Origin of the sequence: Oryzibacter oryziterrae (assembly GCF_021864535.1) — a bacterium.
Taxonomy (GTDB): domain Bacteria; phylum Pseudomonadota; class Alphaproteobacteria; order Rhizobiales; family Pleomorphomonadaceae; genus Pleomorphomonas; species Pleomorphomonas oryziterrae.
Genome location: NZ_JAKJIC010000001.1, coordinates 139,847 through 154,182, shown reverse-complemented (window position 1 = coordinate 154,182; position 14,336 = coordinate 139,847). Strand labels below are relative to the sequence as shown.

General features: G+C 65.3%; 15 protein-coding genes. 6 read left to right on the top strand and 9 right to left on the bottom strand.

From position 1 onward, the window contains the following. Position 1 precedes the first annotated feature (1 nt). Complete coding sequence (locus L2I41_RS00700; RefSeq protein ID WP_237151575.1) at positions 2-919, bottom strand: NAD-dependent epimerase/dehydratase family protein; 918 nt, start codon at positions 917-919, stop codon at positions 2-4. Between the two features lie 134 nt (positions 920-1,053). On the opposite strand from L2I41_RS00700, the gene L2I41_RS00695 reads away from it, so the two are divergent. Then, complete coding sequence (locus L2I41_RS00695; RefSeq protein WP_237151574.1) at positions 1,054-1,932, top strand: LysR family transcriptional regulator; 879 nt, start codon at positions 1,054-1,056, stop codon at positions 1,930-1,932. 8 nt (positions 1,933-1,940) lie between these two features. On the opposite strand, the gene L2I41_RS00690 is transcribed toward L2I41_RS00695, so the two are convergent. From L2I41_RS00690 to L2I41_RS00670, 5 genes are all read right to left on the bottom strand, one after another. Then, positions 1,941-2,468 (bottom strand): GNAT family N-acetyltransferase, encoded by a 528-nt coding sequence (locus L2I41_RS00690; protein WP_237151573.1) that lies wholly within the window; start codon positions 2,466-2,468, stop codon positions 1,941-1,943. Positions 2,469-2,753: 285 nt separating this feature from the next. Further along, positions 2,754-3,074: a DnaJ family domain-containing protein gene (locus L2I41_RS00685; RefSeq protein ID WP_237151572.1), complete on the bottom strand. Its 321-nt coding sequence runs from the start codon at positions 3,072-3,074 to the stop codon at positions 2,754-2,756. Continuing rightward, positions 3,071-3,691, bottom strand: a complete 621-nt coding sequence (locus tag L2I41_RS00680) for a TetR/AcrR family transcriptional regulator (protein WP_237151571.1) — start codon at positions 3,689-3,691, stop codon at positions 3,071-3,073. Before L2I41_RS00680 ends, L2I41_RS00685 begins: the two co-directional genes overlap by 4 nt. Positions 3,692-3,912: 221 nt before the next feature. Beyond that, a complete protein-coding gene (locus L2I41_RS00675; RefSeq protein WP_237151570.1) occupies positions 3,913-4,566 on the bottom strand; it encodes an alpha/beta family hydrolase in 654 nt (217 codons plus the stop codon). Between the two features lie 179 nt (positions 4,567-4,745). Then, positions 4,746-5,663, bottom strand: a complete 918-nt coding sequence (locus tag L2I41_RS00670; protein WP_237151569.1) for a LysR family transcriptional regulator — start codon at positions 5,661-5,663, stop codon at positions 4,746-4,748. Positions 5,664-5,693: 30 nt separating this feature from the next. Here L2I41_RS00670 and L2I41_RS00665 point away from each other — a divergent pair, with 30 nt between their 5' ends. Beyond that, positions 5,694-5,942 carry a hypothetical protein gene (locus tag L2I41_RS00665; RefSeq protein WP_237151568.1) on the top strand — a complete coding sequence of 83 codons (249 nt, stop codon included), beginning with the start codon at positions 5,694-5,696 and terminating at the stop codon, positions 5,940-5,942. 75 nt (positions 5,943-6,017) lie between these two features. On the opposite strand, the gene L2I41_RS00660 is transcribed toward L2I41_RS00665, so the two are convergent. Further along, positions 6,018-6,977, bottom strand: a complete 960-nt coding sequence (locus L2I41_RS00660; protein WP_237151902.1) for a GlxA family transcriptional regulator — start codon at positions 6,975-6,977, stop codon at positions 6,018-6,020. Positions 6,978-7,070: 93 nt separating this feature from the next. On the opposite strand from L2I41_RS00660, the gene L2I41_RS00655 reads away from it, so the two are divergent. The 4 genes from L2I41_RS00655 to L2I41_RS00640 all read left to right on the top strand — a co-directional run bounded on the left by L2I41_RS00655 (position 7,071) and on the right by L2I41_RS00640 (position 10,218). Then, positions 7,071-7,739: a DJ-1/PfpI family protein gene (locus tag L2I41_RS00655; RefSeq protein WP_237151567.1), complete on the top strand. Its 669-nt coding sequence runs from the start codon at positions 7,071-7,073 to the stop codon at positions 7,737-7,739. A 205-nt stretch (positions 7,740-7,944) separates the two neighbouring features. Continuing rightward, positions 7,945-8,505, top strand: a complete 561-nt coding sequence (locus L2I41_RS00650; RefSeq protein ID WP_237151566.1) for a GNAT family N-acetyltransferase — start codon at positions 7,945-7,947, stop codon at positions 8,503-8,505. 375 nt (positions 8,506-8,880) lie between these two features. Further along, a complete protein-coding gene (locus L2I41_RS00645) occupies positions 8,881-9,444 on the top strand; it encodes a GNAT family N-acetyltransferase (RefSeq protein WP_237151565.1) in 564 nt (187 codons plus the stop codon). Between the two features lie 321 nt (positions 9,445-9,765). Further along, positions 9,766-10,218, top strand: a complete 453-nt coding sequence (locus L2I41_RS00640; RefSeq protein WP_237151564.1) for a deoxycytidylate deaminase — start codon at positions 9,766-9,768, stop codon at positions 10,216-10,218. A gap of 141 nt (positions 10,219-10,359) precedes the next feature. Here the strand turns inward: L2I41_RS00640 and L2I41_RS00635 are convergent, their stop codons facing one another. Both L2I41_RS00635 and dnaE read right to left on the bottom strand, forming a co-directional pair. Continuing rightward, entirely contained in the window at positions 10,360-10,746 is a 387-nt protein-coding gene (locus L2I41_RS00635; RefSeq protein ID WP_237151563.1) for a tautomerase family protein, read from the bottom strand. Between the two features lie 11 nt (positions 10,747-10,757). Continuing rightward, entirely contained in the window at positions 10,758-14,222 is a 3,465-nt protein-coding gene (gene dnaE / locus L2I41_RS00630; protein WP_237151562.1) for a DNA polymerase III subunit alpha, read from the bottom strand. Positions 14,223-14,336 lie beyond the last annotated feature (114 nt).

Below are 14,336 nucleotides of genomic sequence, written 5' to 3'. Positions count from 1 at the left end.
ATCAGGCGAGCAGCGCGACGCCGAGCTCCGTCTTCGGCAGGGTGCCGATCAGCTCGCCCATTCGCCGGTCCACCAGGGCGTGCGGCACGTCCCACAGATACATCATCTCGCCGGCCGCCCGGATCTGGGTGTTGAACAAGCCCGCCAGCGTCATCAGCAGGCGCGGGAACCGCCGCACCTTCACCGATCGTCCGAGCTGCCGTTCTGCCGCCTGCGTCATGTCGCGGAAGGACACGTTGTGCCCCTCGAAGTGGAACACTTCGAACGGCGGCGTCAGCCGCTCCCGCGCATCCGCCAGCGCCACAAAGGCGCGCGCCAGATCCGGCAGATAGGCATAGGCGTGCACCGTCTCCGCCGCGCCCGGCGCCTGCAGAATGCCAGCCTTCAGCTTGGCCGCCACGAGCTGCCCCACCCAGCTGCGCTCGGCGCCGGGTCCGAAGAAATCCCCCGCGCGCAACACCACGGTCCTGAGCCGACCATCCCGCGCCGCCGCGGCGAACATCGCCTCCATCTCCACGCGGATGCGGCCCTTCTCGCTGGTCGGCCGGAACACCACGTCCGTCGTCAGTCGCTCCGGCATGCCCGCACCGAAGTTATAGACATTGCCCGGGAAGAGATGCAGCGCACCCAGCCGGGCCATGACCTCCAGCGCCGCGCGCTGGATCGGCATCGCCATCTCCCGCCAGCGGTGATAGGGCACGTTCAGCCCGTTGAACACCACGTCCTGCGGGCTGGACGCAGCCACCACCGCGGCCGCGTCGAACACATCCGCCTCCACCGCCCGACAGAAGGACGGCAGCTCGCCGCCCCGGCCCGGACGGACCAGACCGGACACCTGCCAACCCGCCTCATGAAAGGCGCGGGCAACCGCGCCACCAACCCCGCCAAGTGCGCCCAGCACCAGAATCCGACCCGCCATCTGTCATCTCCTTGAAATCAGACGGCTTCCGATCGGCGCCGCCTCCTTGTGATGACGCTACTCTACGAAATACGAATTCGCATGAATATTCCTGAAGTTCTGATAGTATCTATGCATATTCGTATAGGACACCCATGCTCGACTGGTCTCTTCTCCGCTCCTTCCTCGCCGTCGTCGACGCCGGATCCCTTTCGGTGGCGGCCGAACGGCTCGGCAGCACCCAGCCGACCGTCGGTCGGCACATTCGCGAGCTGGAACAGGCGCTCGGCTTCCCGCTCTTCCGCCGCCAGCCGCGCGGGCTCGAGCCCACGCCTGCTGCCCTGCCCCTCATCGACGATGCCCGCCGCATGGGCGACGCTGCCGAGGCTCTCGCCCGCAAGGTCGCCGGCCAGGACGAACGTCTCACCGGCCCGGTGCGCATCACCGCCAGCCGCATGGTCGCACTTCATCTCCTGCCGCCCGTCATCGCCGCCCTGCGCCATGACCAGCCGGACATTGCCATCGAGATCGACGCCACCGACGTCACGCAGAACCTCCTGCGCCGCGACGCCGACATCGCCCTCCGCATGGTCGACCCCACCCAGAACCAGCTGGTGCGCCGCAAGATCACCGATATCCCCCTGGGCATCTACGCCGCCAGAAGCTACATCGCCCGGCGCGGCGCCCCGGCCAAGCTCGACGATCTCCTCCACCACGATGTCATCGGCTTCGATCGGCAGGAAGATCTCATCCGCGGCTTCGCCGCCATGGGCCACACCGTCACCCGTGACTGGTTCCCGCTGCGCAGCGACGATCACCCGCTCCTGTGGGAACTGCTGCGCGCCGGTGCCGGCATCGGCTTCGCCCAGGTCCCCATCGCCGACCGCGACCCGGAGGTTCTCCGCCTTCTCCCCGAGGTCGCCTTGCCCAAAATGCCCCTCTGGCTGGTCATGCACGAGGACCTGCGCCACAACCGCCGCATCCGGCACGTCGCCGACCACCTCGCCTCCGGCCTCCTGGGGCGACTGGGCTGACGCACCCCTCAAGTCTCGCCAACAGCCTCCGGCGACGCCCGCTCATCCAGCAGCAACTGCAGAAAGGCAAGATCGAGCCACGTGCCAAACTTGGTCCCGACCTGTGGCAGCAGGCCGACGCGTGTGAAGCCAAGCTTCTCGTGCAAGCGAATGGAGACCACGTTCCCCGCCTCGATCCCCGCCACCATCACATGCTTGCCGAGCGACCGCGCTTCGGCGATCAGCGCGCGCATCAACGCCTCGCCAGTCCCACGCCCGCGCGCGTCATGGCGCACATAAACAGAATGCTCCACCGTGTGCCGATAGCCATCGAACGCCCGCCAATCCCCGAACGACGCATAGCCCAGCACCGCCCCCGACGCATCCACCGCAACCAGCACCGGATAGCCAAGCCGGACCCGCTCCGCATGCCAGGCAGCCCGATTGGCCGCATCCACCGTCTGCTCGTTCCAGATCGCGGTGGTATGGGTGACAGCATGATTATAGATATCGGCGATAGCGGCCATATCGCCGGAAACGGCGGCGCGGATCTGCATCGGATGGCTCCACTTGGTCCATTATATTGCGTTGAATGGATACTATAGTGGATTGTCGGCACAGGCAACCGGCTATGTCCGGGCGGAGCACAAGCAAGGACGGCCTGGCCACCTTTGCGCAAATTCAGCCGTTCCTGCCTAGCACTACAGTTGCAGATTTGTCAGTCCGTGGCGAAAGGGGTGATTTTCGAGCATCGGAGCGGAGCGTACATTTGAGTACGTGAGCACCGAAGCGCAGAAAATTGCCTCTTGCAGACCGGCATCACAAATATTGCAACTGTAGTGCTAGACGCGACCAAAGCGTCGGCGCGCTTCCTGTTCGATATCGAGCCGCAGCTGGAGTTCGGCAAGCTTCCTGGCCTCCCGCTTGCGCTCGTCTTCGCCAACCGCGTCCCTCCAGACAGCCGTTTGTTGCTCGACGGCCTTGAGCAACGCCACTTCGCGCGGCACGACCCCTGCCTCGGCCATGATGCGAAAGCCGACGGCATCAGCGCTGCCCGCACTCTCGTCCAGATCAAGGGGCTTTCCCGCGCCTTTGAGATTGTCGAACTGCCCCTCCATTTGCGCCTTCAGGATTTGCCTCTCGGCAAGATCAGAGAACTTCATGTGTCTTTCCCCTTTGGATCGATGGCCAAGAGACCGCGTTCGATCTCATCGAAAACGGGCCAGAACATCTCCAGTTTGCCGGGGCCGCGCGTGCCGAAGGCGGTGAGCGCACCGGTGATCACAAGCGCCGCAGGCAGCGGCGAAACGTTGGCGCGGAACACGCCTTGCTCCCGACCAATGTGGAGAATGTCGGCAAACCGCTGGCTCCACCCCTGCTCAAACGCCTCCAGCATTGGGCGAATGCGAGGTTCATCGCTGGCGGCCTGGGTCAGTTGGACATAGCAGGCAGCCAGTTCGCCATGTTCCAGCAAGCTGTCGTAATAGGCCTGCACTTCCGTTCTGAGCTGCTTCTGCGCCGGCATGTCCGGGCTGGGCGCGGGCGGCAGCAGACTGAGGAAAGCGTCCATGGTCGTTTCCGCGACCAGGGCGACGAGGTCGCTCTTGGTCGCCACATGAAAATGCATCGTCGAGAGGCTGATTCCCACGCGCTCTGCAACGTCGCGCGTCCGCAGGGCGGCATAACCCTTTTCGACAATCAGCGTCCGCGCCGCCTTGGCGATTTCGCCGCGGCGATGCGGCCCCCGCACGTAATGCTGGAGTGAAGTGCTCTTTTCCATAAATCGATCATATGATCGATTCTTCAAACTTTGCAAGTCAAAGTCACCGCGCCGAATTGCGCCGGTTCCAGATCAGGACACCAGTTCCATATGCATCCGAGATGAGGTTTTGCGGCCAAGCGCCAGCCCCCCGGAGCCGTCTCCCAGGCCACTGTCGGGTCGGAGCAGGCCAACGTCCTTGACCGCCTCCCCCTCGTCAATCCTCCAGCCCCTGCCTCGCCTCAGGCCCCATGGCGCCACCCCAGACCTCTCACCCAACCGACAAGCCGCTTGACGCGTCCCCATCCCGAGGCCCCCTCCGAACCATCGCCGCCAGCTGACTTCGCACGCTCGACAGCCTCCACGAACTCGGTGATCATCCGCGCAATCTCATCCCAGAGTTCCGGCTTGCAACGAAACTCGTGATTGGTCGGCAGTTCCACGATGCGGACCGCGCTGGAAAGACGATAGCGGCCTTCCGCGCCCTCCTTGGTCCCATAGGGATCGTTAGCGCCTTGAAGGATCAGGGTCGGCACCACAGTGGTTGCCAGATGCAGCGTGCGCTCCGGCTCCTCGTCGCGTTTGGGATGGCGAAACGGATAGCCGAGGGCAATGACCGCCTCGATCGGCGCCCCTTCCGCGGCCGCCAACGACAGGATGCGACCTCCGGATGAGCGCCCGATGGCCACGACCCGTCCACCTTCCAGGGACGCGAGGGTGGAGAGCAGCGCGGTCTTGCGCGGTTCAAACTTCGTCTCCTGACCGCAGACGTCGTGTTGTTCGAGAAACCTGGCACCGGCCGACCTGAAGCGCTCACCCAAGGCTGCCTCGATGTACCTGTCGGAGGGATAGGAGTCCCCGGAGAGATAAATGAAGATTGTGCTGTCCAGCGACATCAACGGTGTTCTTGATGAGAGGTATCGAAAGGGTGCCGCCACCAAGCTGCCCATGCCTTGCAAGCAGACAGTGGAGCGCGCCAGAATCCCTCTGCCGGCGACCTGACCAGTCCATCTAAGCTCATTGCCGTCAGCGTCTCAAGAGGCAGCCGGAAAACATCGGATGCCCATCGCTTTCCTCACCCCCGCCCCCCGCTTACGATGTCCGCATGCCGCTTGAACAGCTTGACGATCCTCGTAATGACGGTGCGGATGTCTGGCCGGTGGCGGTCATCCTGGTTCATCACCAGCCATTGTTCGTGACCAAGCTCCGGCACGAGATCGACCGATTCCAGCCCCGCTTCACGCTCCCCGCAAATGCAGGGCAGCACGCCATAGCCTGCGCCTGAAACAATCAGGTCGCGCATGGTCGTCGGCCGGCTGGCGGTGAGGGCAATGCTGGCCTTCCGGTTGTGATGCGGCCAGCGCAGATAGGCTGAAACAGCCTGCTCCTCCGAAATGGCCACCCATCGGCTTTCCGGCACGCGGGCATTGCGGGCGCGATAGATGCCATAGCACACATCGGGCAGTTTCTGTGCCGCGAGATTGGGTTCGTCCGGCTGCACGGCCCGGATGCCAAGATCGGCCTCGCGATGGGCAAGACGCGCTCTCTCTTCGGTCACGTTGAAATCGATCAGAAACGGGTCGGTCTCGGTGCAGATCAGGCCGATATGATCGGTCATGAACAGCGTGTTCCACGTTCCTGCCGTGATGCGGATCCGGCTGAAGCTTGTCGAAGCGCCATGGGTGGCCGCCACCTTGCGCGCCGCGCCTTCCATCTCCAGCAGCGCAGTCAGCAAGGCCTGTCCCCTGGCATTCAGCTCATAGCCGGCTTGCGAGCGCAAGAAATAGACTTCGCCGGCAAGTGTCTCCAACTCCAGGATTTTCCGCCCCATCGTGGCAGAGCTGACCGACATGGCTTCAGCAGCCCCCGCGAGCCCGCCATGACGCGCGACGGCCAGAAAATGCTGATAGAGGTCCCAGGAAATGTCTTTCATAACTGAACGATAAAGCTCATTTATCGCCCTATGTAAACGCAAATGTGATGCATAAAACAAGGGATGCCAACGTCCTGACGGAGCATCGCCATGTTTGTCTATCCCGCCAATCACCACACCGACCACGCACTCACAAAGCAGGAGCGCAATCGACCGGGTGCCGAGGACCGCTTTTACAAGGAGAACAACGGTGACGAACTTTACGCGTTGCTGTCACCGATTGCATTACCCTTCAAGGCCATGATCCGGCTCGGTCGCTTCCTCGCTCGTCTGGGGCGTGGCTTGGCAAGATTTGACGCCGGATCATCCTGCAAGGAGCTTGACTGCGGCAAGACATGAACCGCGTCGCGCCTTCGGGGCGTAAGCCCCGGGCAAGGCGCGGGGAAACCACTGCCTTGCCCCTTTGCGACGCCCCTACACCCGGCAAAACCGTTCCCGATAGGCCTGCGGCGCCACGCCCACCAGCTTGACGAACGCCCGACGCATGGTCTCGTCCGAGCCGAAGCCCGCCCGTCGCGCCACTTCGCCCACCGAATAGCCCTGTTCGAGCAGACGCCGCGCCGCCTCGGTGCGCAGATCCTCCACGGCCCGCACGGGGGTCTTGCCGGTGGCGGCGCGATAGTGGCGCGAGAAACTGCGTTCGCTCATGCCGGCCTCGGCGGCGAGCCTGGCGAGCGTCAGATCGCCCTTGAGATTGTCGTTGATCCAGGCGTGCAGCGCGTCGAAGCGACCGTCGCCCGCCTGCAGCGCCAGCGTCGCACTATATTGCGACTGGCCGCCCGGCCGCTTGAGGAACACCACGAGTACCCGCGCCACGGCCAGCGCCACGGCGTGGCCGAGGTCTTCCTCCACCAGGGCCAGCGCCAGGTCGATGCCCGCCGTCACGCCGGCCGAGGTCCACACCTTGCCCTCGCGGATGAAGATCGGGTCCGCTTCGAGGAAAACCTGTGGGAACCTTGTGGAAAACTCGTGGATACGGCTCCAGTGCGTCACCGCGCGGCGCCCATCCAGGAGACCGGCTTCCGCCAACAGGAAGGCGCCGCTGCATACCGAGGCGACGCGACGGGCGCGCTTTGCGCGGGCCCGAACCCAATCCACCAGCGTGCGCCGCTCCGCGGCGGCGTTGACGCCACGGCCGCCGGCCACGATCAGCGTGTCGAGCGGGCTCGCCAGATCCGGCAGCACCCGGCTGGCAAAGGACAGCCCCGACGATGCCCGCGTCTCCGCAGCTTCCCCCACCACCTCGATGAGATAATGCGGCGCCTGCCCCTTGGCCGCCGCCATGTCGTTGGCTGTGGAAAACACCTGCATGGGGCCCGTCACGTCCAGGATCTGCACGTTGGGAAAAGCCAGGATTTCGATGTGACGCTGCATGATCAGGGTGTTGGCGGGAAACGAGGGGAGATTGGCCACTACGCCACAACGCTAGCCGCTAGGCTGCATTCTGTCCATTGGAGATCAAACGCAATGCCCCTCGAAATCGGCCTCCTCGCCTTCCCCAACCTGCAGCAGCTCGACCTCACCGGCCCCTATGAAGTCTTCTCCATGCTGCCCGACAGCCGCGTGCATCTCATCTGGAAGCAGCCCGGACGTATCCCCACCGCCACCGGCCTCACCCTCGAGGCCACCATGGGTTACGCGGATTGCCCGCCGCTCGATGTGCTCTGCATCCCCGGCGGTGCCGGCGTCAACGCGTTGCTCGAAGACGAAGAGACCCTCGATTTCATCCGCCATCAGGCTGCCGGCGCCCGCTACGTCACCTCCGTCTGCACCGGCTCGCTGGTGCTCGGCGCCGCCGGCCTCCTCAAGGGCAAGCGCGCCACAAGCCACTGGAATGCGGTCGAATTCCTATCCCGCTTCGGTGCCATCCCCACCGCTGGCCGCGTGGTGCGCGACGGCAATCTGATCACTGCCGGCGGCATCACCTCCGGCATCGATTTCGCCCTGACGCTGGCCGCCGACCTCATTGGTCAGCAAGCCGCTGAAACCATCCAGCTTGCGCTGGAATATGCGCCCGCCCCGCCCTTCAACGCCGGCACACCGGACACGGCCTCCGCCGCAGTCCTCGCCGCCGCCCGGAACCGCATCGCCGCCAGCAAAGGCGAGCGCGAAGCCATCCTGGCCCGCATCGCCTGATTGGATGGTTGCGCTCACCGCTACCTTGAGGCACACTCTCGCCATGGCACAGGCTAAAGTGACCCTCATGCTCCGATCGACGCACCGGTTTCCGGGCGGACGAGCGGCATTGCGGTAATCCCTGCCTGTCCTGCCCACCTGAAGCCCAGGGAGAGCAGGACGGCAGCTTAAGCCCACGGCTCTTCCTTTCAAGAAGAGTCTGAACATGAGTCCTACCCCGCCCATAGTCGAGAGACTGCCGGTCGTCGGCAACTTGGTCCTGCGCGCTGCCAGCCCCGATGATGCCGCAGCGATCACCCGCATTTCCAATCTGCCAGGATACCTGGCCGGCACGTTGCGCCAGCCTTTCCAACCCGTGGAGAGGACACGAAGCAGGCTCGAAAACCTCCCGCCCGACAATCTGCATGTGGTCGCCGAGCTCGACGGCACCATTGTCGGCAATGCCGTTCTCGATCGTCACGGCGGTCGCCGCCGCCATGTTGCCTCCATCGGCATGGGCGTCGATGATGCATATGTCGGTCGCGGCATCGGCACCGCACTCCTCGCCGCGTTGATCGAGGCGGCCGACAACTGGCTCGACATCGTCCGGCTCGAACTTACAGTATACCCCGACAACCAGCCTGCCCTCAGCCTCTACAAGCGATTCGGCTTCGAGCACGAAGGCCTGCATCGCGCAGACACCTATCGCAACGGCCGCTATGTCGACGCGCTTTCCATGGCCCGGCTCAGGCCCGACTGGGTCAAATCGACAAGCAGCCACCCATAATGCTCGGCGGCACCCCTCGCCGCCCGCCAGCGCAAAACGTCCTCACCACCGGAGGCCGGTGCGGTCAGCAGGCGGGCCAAGCCTCCGCCGCAGTCCTCGCCGCCGCCCGGAACCGCATCGCCGCCAGCAAACGCGAGCGCGAAGCCATCCTCGCCCGCATCGCCTGATCCCACGGCTTGCACCGCCCGACAGACTGGGGCACACTCGCTCCATGGCACACGCAGGCGCAACCCTCATGCTCGTATCGACGCACCGGTCACGGGGCGGACGAAGGGCATTGCTCTGATCCCTGACTGTCCTGCCCACCCCGACCGGGGCGAGAGCAGGACGGCAGCATGCTCCACGGCTCTCCCCCCAACCAACCGAGAGCCCAAGATGAACGACGCCTCCCCTTGCCCACCCCATAAGCCTCCGGCCGCAGCTGAGCTGATCCTGCGCGCCGTCCGCCCCGACGATGCCGAGGCCATCACCCGTCTCGCCAACCTGCCGGGCTACCGAGCCGGCACCCTGCGCCAGCCCTTCCAGCGCATTGACGTCACACGCAAATGGCTCGACGCCCTGCCTGCCGACGGCCTGCATATCGTCGCAGAGCTGAGGGGCGAAGTGATCGGCAATGCCGGCATCGACCGTCACCAAGGCCGCCGCCGCCACACCGCCGGCATCGGCATGGGCGTGCATGACGACCACGTCGGCCAGGGCGTCGGCAGCGCGCTCCTCGCCGCCCTCGTCGACGCCGCCGACCATTGGCTCGACATCGTCAGGCTGGAACTCACCGTCTTCACCGACAACACGCCGGCCATTCGCCTCTACGAGCGCTTCGGCTTCGAGCGCGAAGGCCTGCACCGCGCCTTCGCCTTTCGCAACGGCGCATATGCCGACGTCTTCGCCATGGCGCGGCTCAGGCCCGACTGGGCCAAGTCGGCAGACAGTCACCCGTAAAGCGCGGGGGCACAGCCTTCCGCTCTCCGGTGCGCACCGTCTTCAACACCTGAAGACGGTGCCCCCAAAGGCCTAGGCCTGAACGGTGCCGCCCCGCAAAGGGGGCACTTGCCGCATCCCCTTCGAAAGGTGGTCCATGGCGCGGTCATCAAAGGCCTTGACCTCGCCCATCCCAACCGTACAGAACAACGGCACATGCTCGACCCCAGAAGCCGGACAATCCAGGCGCCAGCCCCGGACCTGATGGCCGACACGCACCCGGCGCCGTCCATGGCGCCCCTTCACCAACGCGGGGGCCTCCCCCGGCACAGAGACCCGAAGATGACCGACGCCACCGACGAGCGCAGCCTCTCGTGGACCACCTATCTCATGGGCTTCGCCCGCCACGCCGCCAGCAAGTCCAAGGACAGCACCAAGGTCGGCGCCGTGCTCGTCGGCCCCGAGGGCGAAGTGCGCCTCACCGCCTATAATGGCCCGCCGCGCGGCGTCGCAGATATCCCCGAGCGCTTCGTTCGCCCGGCCAAGTATCTCTTCGCCAGCCACGCCGAAGCCAACCTGATCGCCTTTGCCGCCCGCGAGGGCATCCGCACCAAGGGCTGCACGGTCTTCGTCACCCACGCCCCCTGCGCCGCTTGCGCCCGCACGCTGATCCAGGCCGGCATCGCCCGCGTGCTGCATGGCGACGGCACCACCTCCATGCCCGAGGCCGAGTTCGAGGCCGGCCGCGACATGTTCCGCGAGGCCGGCATTCGCTGCGAGCCAGTGGAGGCCTGACGCCTCCACATCTCCCCCGCGCATCTCCGCCCCGAACTGTCCGCCCCTCTCTTCCAGGCTCCGTCTCACCCAAGCGCCCCGGTTCCAGAGGCTTGAGCGGCCGCTTCTCGATCCTGCCCTCGCAACAGGATCAGCGGCTCTCTAGACGTCCACCTTGAAGCCGAGGTCAATCTCGTTGGCCGGTCGGCCACCGAGACCCCAGTTTTCCTGCGGCACCTCGACAAGGATGACCTTGACGTCGCTCCGCGCCACGCCGAAGGCGGCAAGCTCTTCGACCAGCGCCGCATAGAGCCGCCGCTTGGCCTCCAGCGAACGACCGGAAAACAGCCGGATTTCGATCACCAGATACTCCGCGCCCTTGGTCGGCGGCACCAGCATCGCCTCCGCGTCATGCTCGCTCAGCACGATGCAGCGATCGTCCTCCGGGATCTTCAGCCCGACGACAAGCGCCCGCTGCACCGCCTCGAGCAGAGCTCCGCGCCGGTCTCCCACCCAGCCCTTGCGCGTATCGATCCGGGTCGCCGGCATGGTCCTCTCCGTCAGGCCAGTTCAACGTCCACCACGCCATGGATGGACCGCACGGCGCCTGCCAGTTGCGGCGACACCTTGTAGGAACCGGGCAACTTCACCTCCACCTCGCCGCGCCGCCCGTCGCCCAGCACGATCAGCGACACATCCCCTTCGCCACCCCGGACGAGGCGCTTGGAAATGCTGTCCACCGGATCGGCGGTGCGCAGGAAGATGCGCAGCGTCTGCTGCAGCCGGCTCGCCTCCTGATCGAGCGGCGACACGGAATCGATGCGCACCGAAATGCCCTCCGGCTTGTCTTCGGCGTTGACCAGCAGGATCACCGATTGGCCCGGCTCCAGCTGGCTGCGGAAATGCGCCAGCCCTTCCGAGAAGATCACTGCTTCATATTGGCCCGTCGGATCGGAAATGCCGATGATGCCCATCTTGTTGCCGGTGCGCGTCTTGCGCTCCTGCTTGGCAACGATGGTGCCCGCGAGCCGCCCGGCCGTGGCCCCACGCTTGACGCCGGCCGAAAAGGCCGCCCAGGTCTGCACGCGCAAGCGCCCCAGCATGGGCGCATAGGCGTCGAGCGGATGGGCCGACAGGTAGAAGCCGATTGCCGCATGTTCGCGCTGCAGCTTCTCCTCCGGCAGCCAGTTGTCCACCTTCGGCAGCCGCACCGGCTCCGGCTCGCCGCCCCCGCCGAACAGCTCGTTCTGCCCGCTCGCCTCCTGCTCCAGCCGATGGGTGGCCACCGCCATCACCTGGTCAAGCCCCTGCGACAGACGCGCCCGGTTGGGTTCGAGCTCGTCGAAGGCGCCAGCCGCCACCAGCGCTTCGAGAATGCGCTTGTTCATCGCCTTGGGATTGATCCGCCCGGCAAAATCGGTGACCGAGCGGAACGGCCGGTTGCCGCGCATCTCCACGATATGCTCGACCGCATGCTGGCCAACGCCCTTCACCGCCGCCAGGGCATAGAAGATGCGGTTGCCCTCCACCTCGAAAGCCACGTGCGACCGGTTGATCGACGGCGGATCCACCGCGATGTTGAGCCGCAGCGCCTCGCGGCGGAAATCGTTGAGCTTGTCCGTATTGGTCATGTCCAGCGTCATCGACGCCGCCATGAACTCCACGGGGAAGTTGGCCTTGAGATAGGCCGTCTGATAGGCAACCAGCGCATAGGCGGCCGCGTGGCTCTTGTTGAAGCCATAGTCGGCGAACTTGGCGAGCAGATCGAAGATGGTATCGGCCAGCGCGCGATCGACCCCGCGCTCCACGGCACCATCGACGAAGCGGACGCGCTGCACGTCCATTTCCGACTTGATCTTCTTGCCCATGGCGCGGCGCAACAGGTCGGCCTCGCCGAGCGAATAGCCCGAGAGGATCTGCGCGATCTGCATCACCTGTTCCTGGTAGACGATGATGCCATAGGTTTCCTTGAGCACCGGCTCGATGGACGGATGCATGTAGTCGGGCTTCTCCAGCCCGTATTTGCGCGCGCCATAGACCGGAATGTTGGCCATGGGACCGGGACGATAGAGCGCCACCAGCGCGATGATGTCCTCGAAACGGTCCGGCTTGATGTCGGAGATGGCCTTGCGCATGCCCATGGATTCAAGCTGGAACACGCCCACCGTCTCGCCCTTGGCCAGGAGCTCGTAGCTCTTGGGGTCGTCGAGCGGCAAGGCCGACAGGTCGATCTTGATCCCGCGGCGTTCGATCAGGTTGACCGCCGTGCGCAGCACCGTCAGCGTCTTGAGGCCGAGGAAGTCGAACTTAACGAGGCCGGCGCTCTCCACCCATTTCATGTTGTACTGGGTGACCGGCATGTCCGAGCGCGGATCGCGATAGAGCGGCACCAGCTTCTCGAGCGGCCGGTCACCGATCACGATACCCGCCGCATGAGTGGACGCGTGGCGGTACAGGCCTTCGAGCTTGATCGCCATGTCGATCAGCCGGTCCACCACCGGATCCTCGCGCGCCTCCTTGAGGCGCGGCTCGTCGATCAGCGCCTGTTCGAGCGACACCGGATTGGCCGGGTTCTGCGGCACCAGCTTGCACAGCTTGTCCACCTGGCCGTAGGACATCTGCAGCACGCGACCGACGTCGCGCAGCACGGCGCGCGCCTGCAGCGTACCGAAGGTGATGATCTGCGCCACCTGCGCCCGGCCGTACTTGCCCTGCACATAGCGGATCACCTCTTCGCGGCGATCCTGGCAGAAGTCGATGTCGAAGTCCGGCATCGACACGCGCTCGGGGTTGAGGAAGCGCTCGAACAGCAAGGCAAAGCGCAAGGGGTCGAGGTCGGTGATGGTCAGCGAAAAGGCCACCAGCGAGCCCGCGCCCGAACCGCGCCCCGGCCCGACCGGAATATTCTGCGACTTGGCCCACTTGATGAAGTCCGACACGATCAGGAAGTAGCCGGGAAACTTCATCTTCTGGATGATGCCGAGCTCGAAGGCGAGCCGGTCGTGATAATCCTTCTCGGTCAGCCCCGGCGCCGTCCCGTGCACCGCAAGACGCCGCTCCAGCCCCTCCCAGGCCTGCCGTTCCAGCTCCGCCGACTCGGCCGCCTCCGCCTTCTCCACGTCATCCACGTCGGCGCCGGCAAAGCGCGGCAGGATCGGCTTGCGCTTGCGTGGCCGGTAGGAGCAACGCTGCGCAATCTCGAGGGTGGTCTGCAGCGCTTCCGGCAGATCGGCGAACAGCGCCTGCATCTCGGCCCGCGACTTGAAATAATGCTCCTCGGTCAGCCGCCGCCGGTCGTCCTCGGCGATCACCCGCCCCTCGGCGATGGCAATCAGCGCGTCATGCGCCTCATAATCGCCGCGCGCCGGGAAATAGCATTCGTTGGTCGCCACGATCGGCAAGCCGCGTGCATAGGCAAGATCCAGAAGCTGCGGCTCGGTCTGCGCCTCCCCCGGCGTGCCGTGCCGTTGCAGCTCAACATAGAGCCGGTCGCCGAACGCCGCTTCGAGCCGCGACAGCCGCTCGCCGACTAGATGGCCCATCCCCCCGGTAATCGCCCGGTCGAGCGGACCGTTCGGCCCGCCGGTCAGAGCGATGATGCCGTCGGTCATGCCCTCCAGACGGTCCACCGGTACATGCGAACGGACGCCCGTCTCCGTCTCCATGAAGGATCGCGACACCAGGATCGTCAGATTGTCGAAGCCCTGTTGCGTCGCTGCGATCAGCACCACCGAGGGAAAGGAGCCGCTGCCCCCATGACCGCCGCCACCGGGGCGCCGCCGATCAGGCGGTTCGTCGCCGAAATCCAGCGCCAGTTCGCAGCCGATGATGGGCTGCAGCCCCTTCTCCGTCGCCTTCTCGGAAAATTCCAGCGCGCTGAACAGATTGCCCGTATCGGTGATCGCCACCGCCGGCTGACCGTCGGCGTCGGCAAGTTTCAGGATCTTGCCGAGCGGCAGCGCTCCCTCCAGCAGGGAATAGGCGCTGTGTACCCGGAGATGGATGAAGCCCAGATCGCCGATCATCGCGCAGTTCCGATTCTACCGAAGGAGACATGCCCGCCGAGAAGGCCAAAGCCCCCAGCACGCATCTTTCCGGCAACCTACCGCAGCACAGAGCCCACGCAACCCTGAAGCCGC

Coding starts and splice junctions, on each gene's coding strand:
- L2I41_RS00700 (WP_237151575.1), bottom strand. CDS start 919: ATGGCGGGTCGGATTCTGGTGCTGGGCGCACTTGGCGGGGTTGGTGGC.
- L2I41_RS00695 (WP_237151574.1), top strand. CDS start 1,054: ATGCTCGACTGGTCTCTTCTCCGCTCCTTCCTCGCCGTCGTCGACGCC.
- L2I41_RS00690 (WP_237151573.1), bottom strand. CDS start 2,468: ATGCAGATCCGCGCCGCCGTTTCCGGCGATATGGCCGCTATCGCCGAT.
- L2I41_RS00685 (WP_237151572.1), bottom strand. CDS start 3,074: ATGAAGTTCTCTGATCTTGCCGAGAGGCAAATCCTGAAGGCGCAAATG.
- L2I41_RS00680 (WP_237151571.1), bottom strand. CDS start 3,691: ATGGAAAAGAGCACTTCACTCCAGCATTACGTGCGGGGGCCGCATCGC.
- L2I41_RS00675 (WP_237151570.1), bottom strand. CDS start 4,566: ATGTCGCTGGACAGCACAATCTTCATTTATCTCTCCGGGGACTCCTAT.
- L2I41_RS00665 (WP_237151568.1), top strand. CDS start 5,694: ATGTTTGTCTATCCCGCCAATCACCACACCGACCACGCACTCACAAAG.
- L2I41_RS00660 (WP_237151902.1), bottom strand. CDS start 6,977: ATGCAGCGTCACATCGAAATCCTGGCTTTTCCCAACGTGCAGATCCTG.
- L2I41_RS00655 (WP_237151567.1), top strand. CDS start 7,071: ATGCCCCTCGAAATCGGCCTCCTCGCCTTCCCCAACCTGCAGCAGCTC.
- L2I41_RS00650 (WP_237151566.1), top strand. CDS start 7,945: ATGAGTCCTACCCCGCCCATAGTCGAGAGACTGCCGGTCGTCGGCAAC.
- L2I41_RS00645 (WP_237151565.1), top strand. CDS start 8,881: ATGAACGACGCCTCCCCTTGCCCACCCCATAAGCCTCCGGCCGCAGCT.
- L2I41_RS00640 (WP_237151564.1), top strand. CDS start 9,766: ATGACCGACGCCACCGACGAGCGCAGCCTCTCGTGGACCACCTATCTC.
- L2I41_RS00635 (WP_237151563.1), bottom strand. CDS start 10,746: ATGCCGGCGACCCGGATCGATACGCGCAAGGGCTGGGTGGGAGACCGG.
- dnaE (WP_237151562.1), bottom strand. CDS start 14,222: ATGATCGGCGATCTGGGCTTCATCCATCTCCGGGTACACAGCGCCTAT.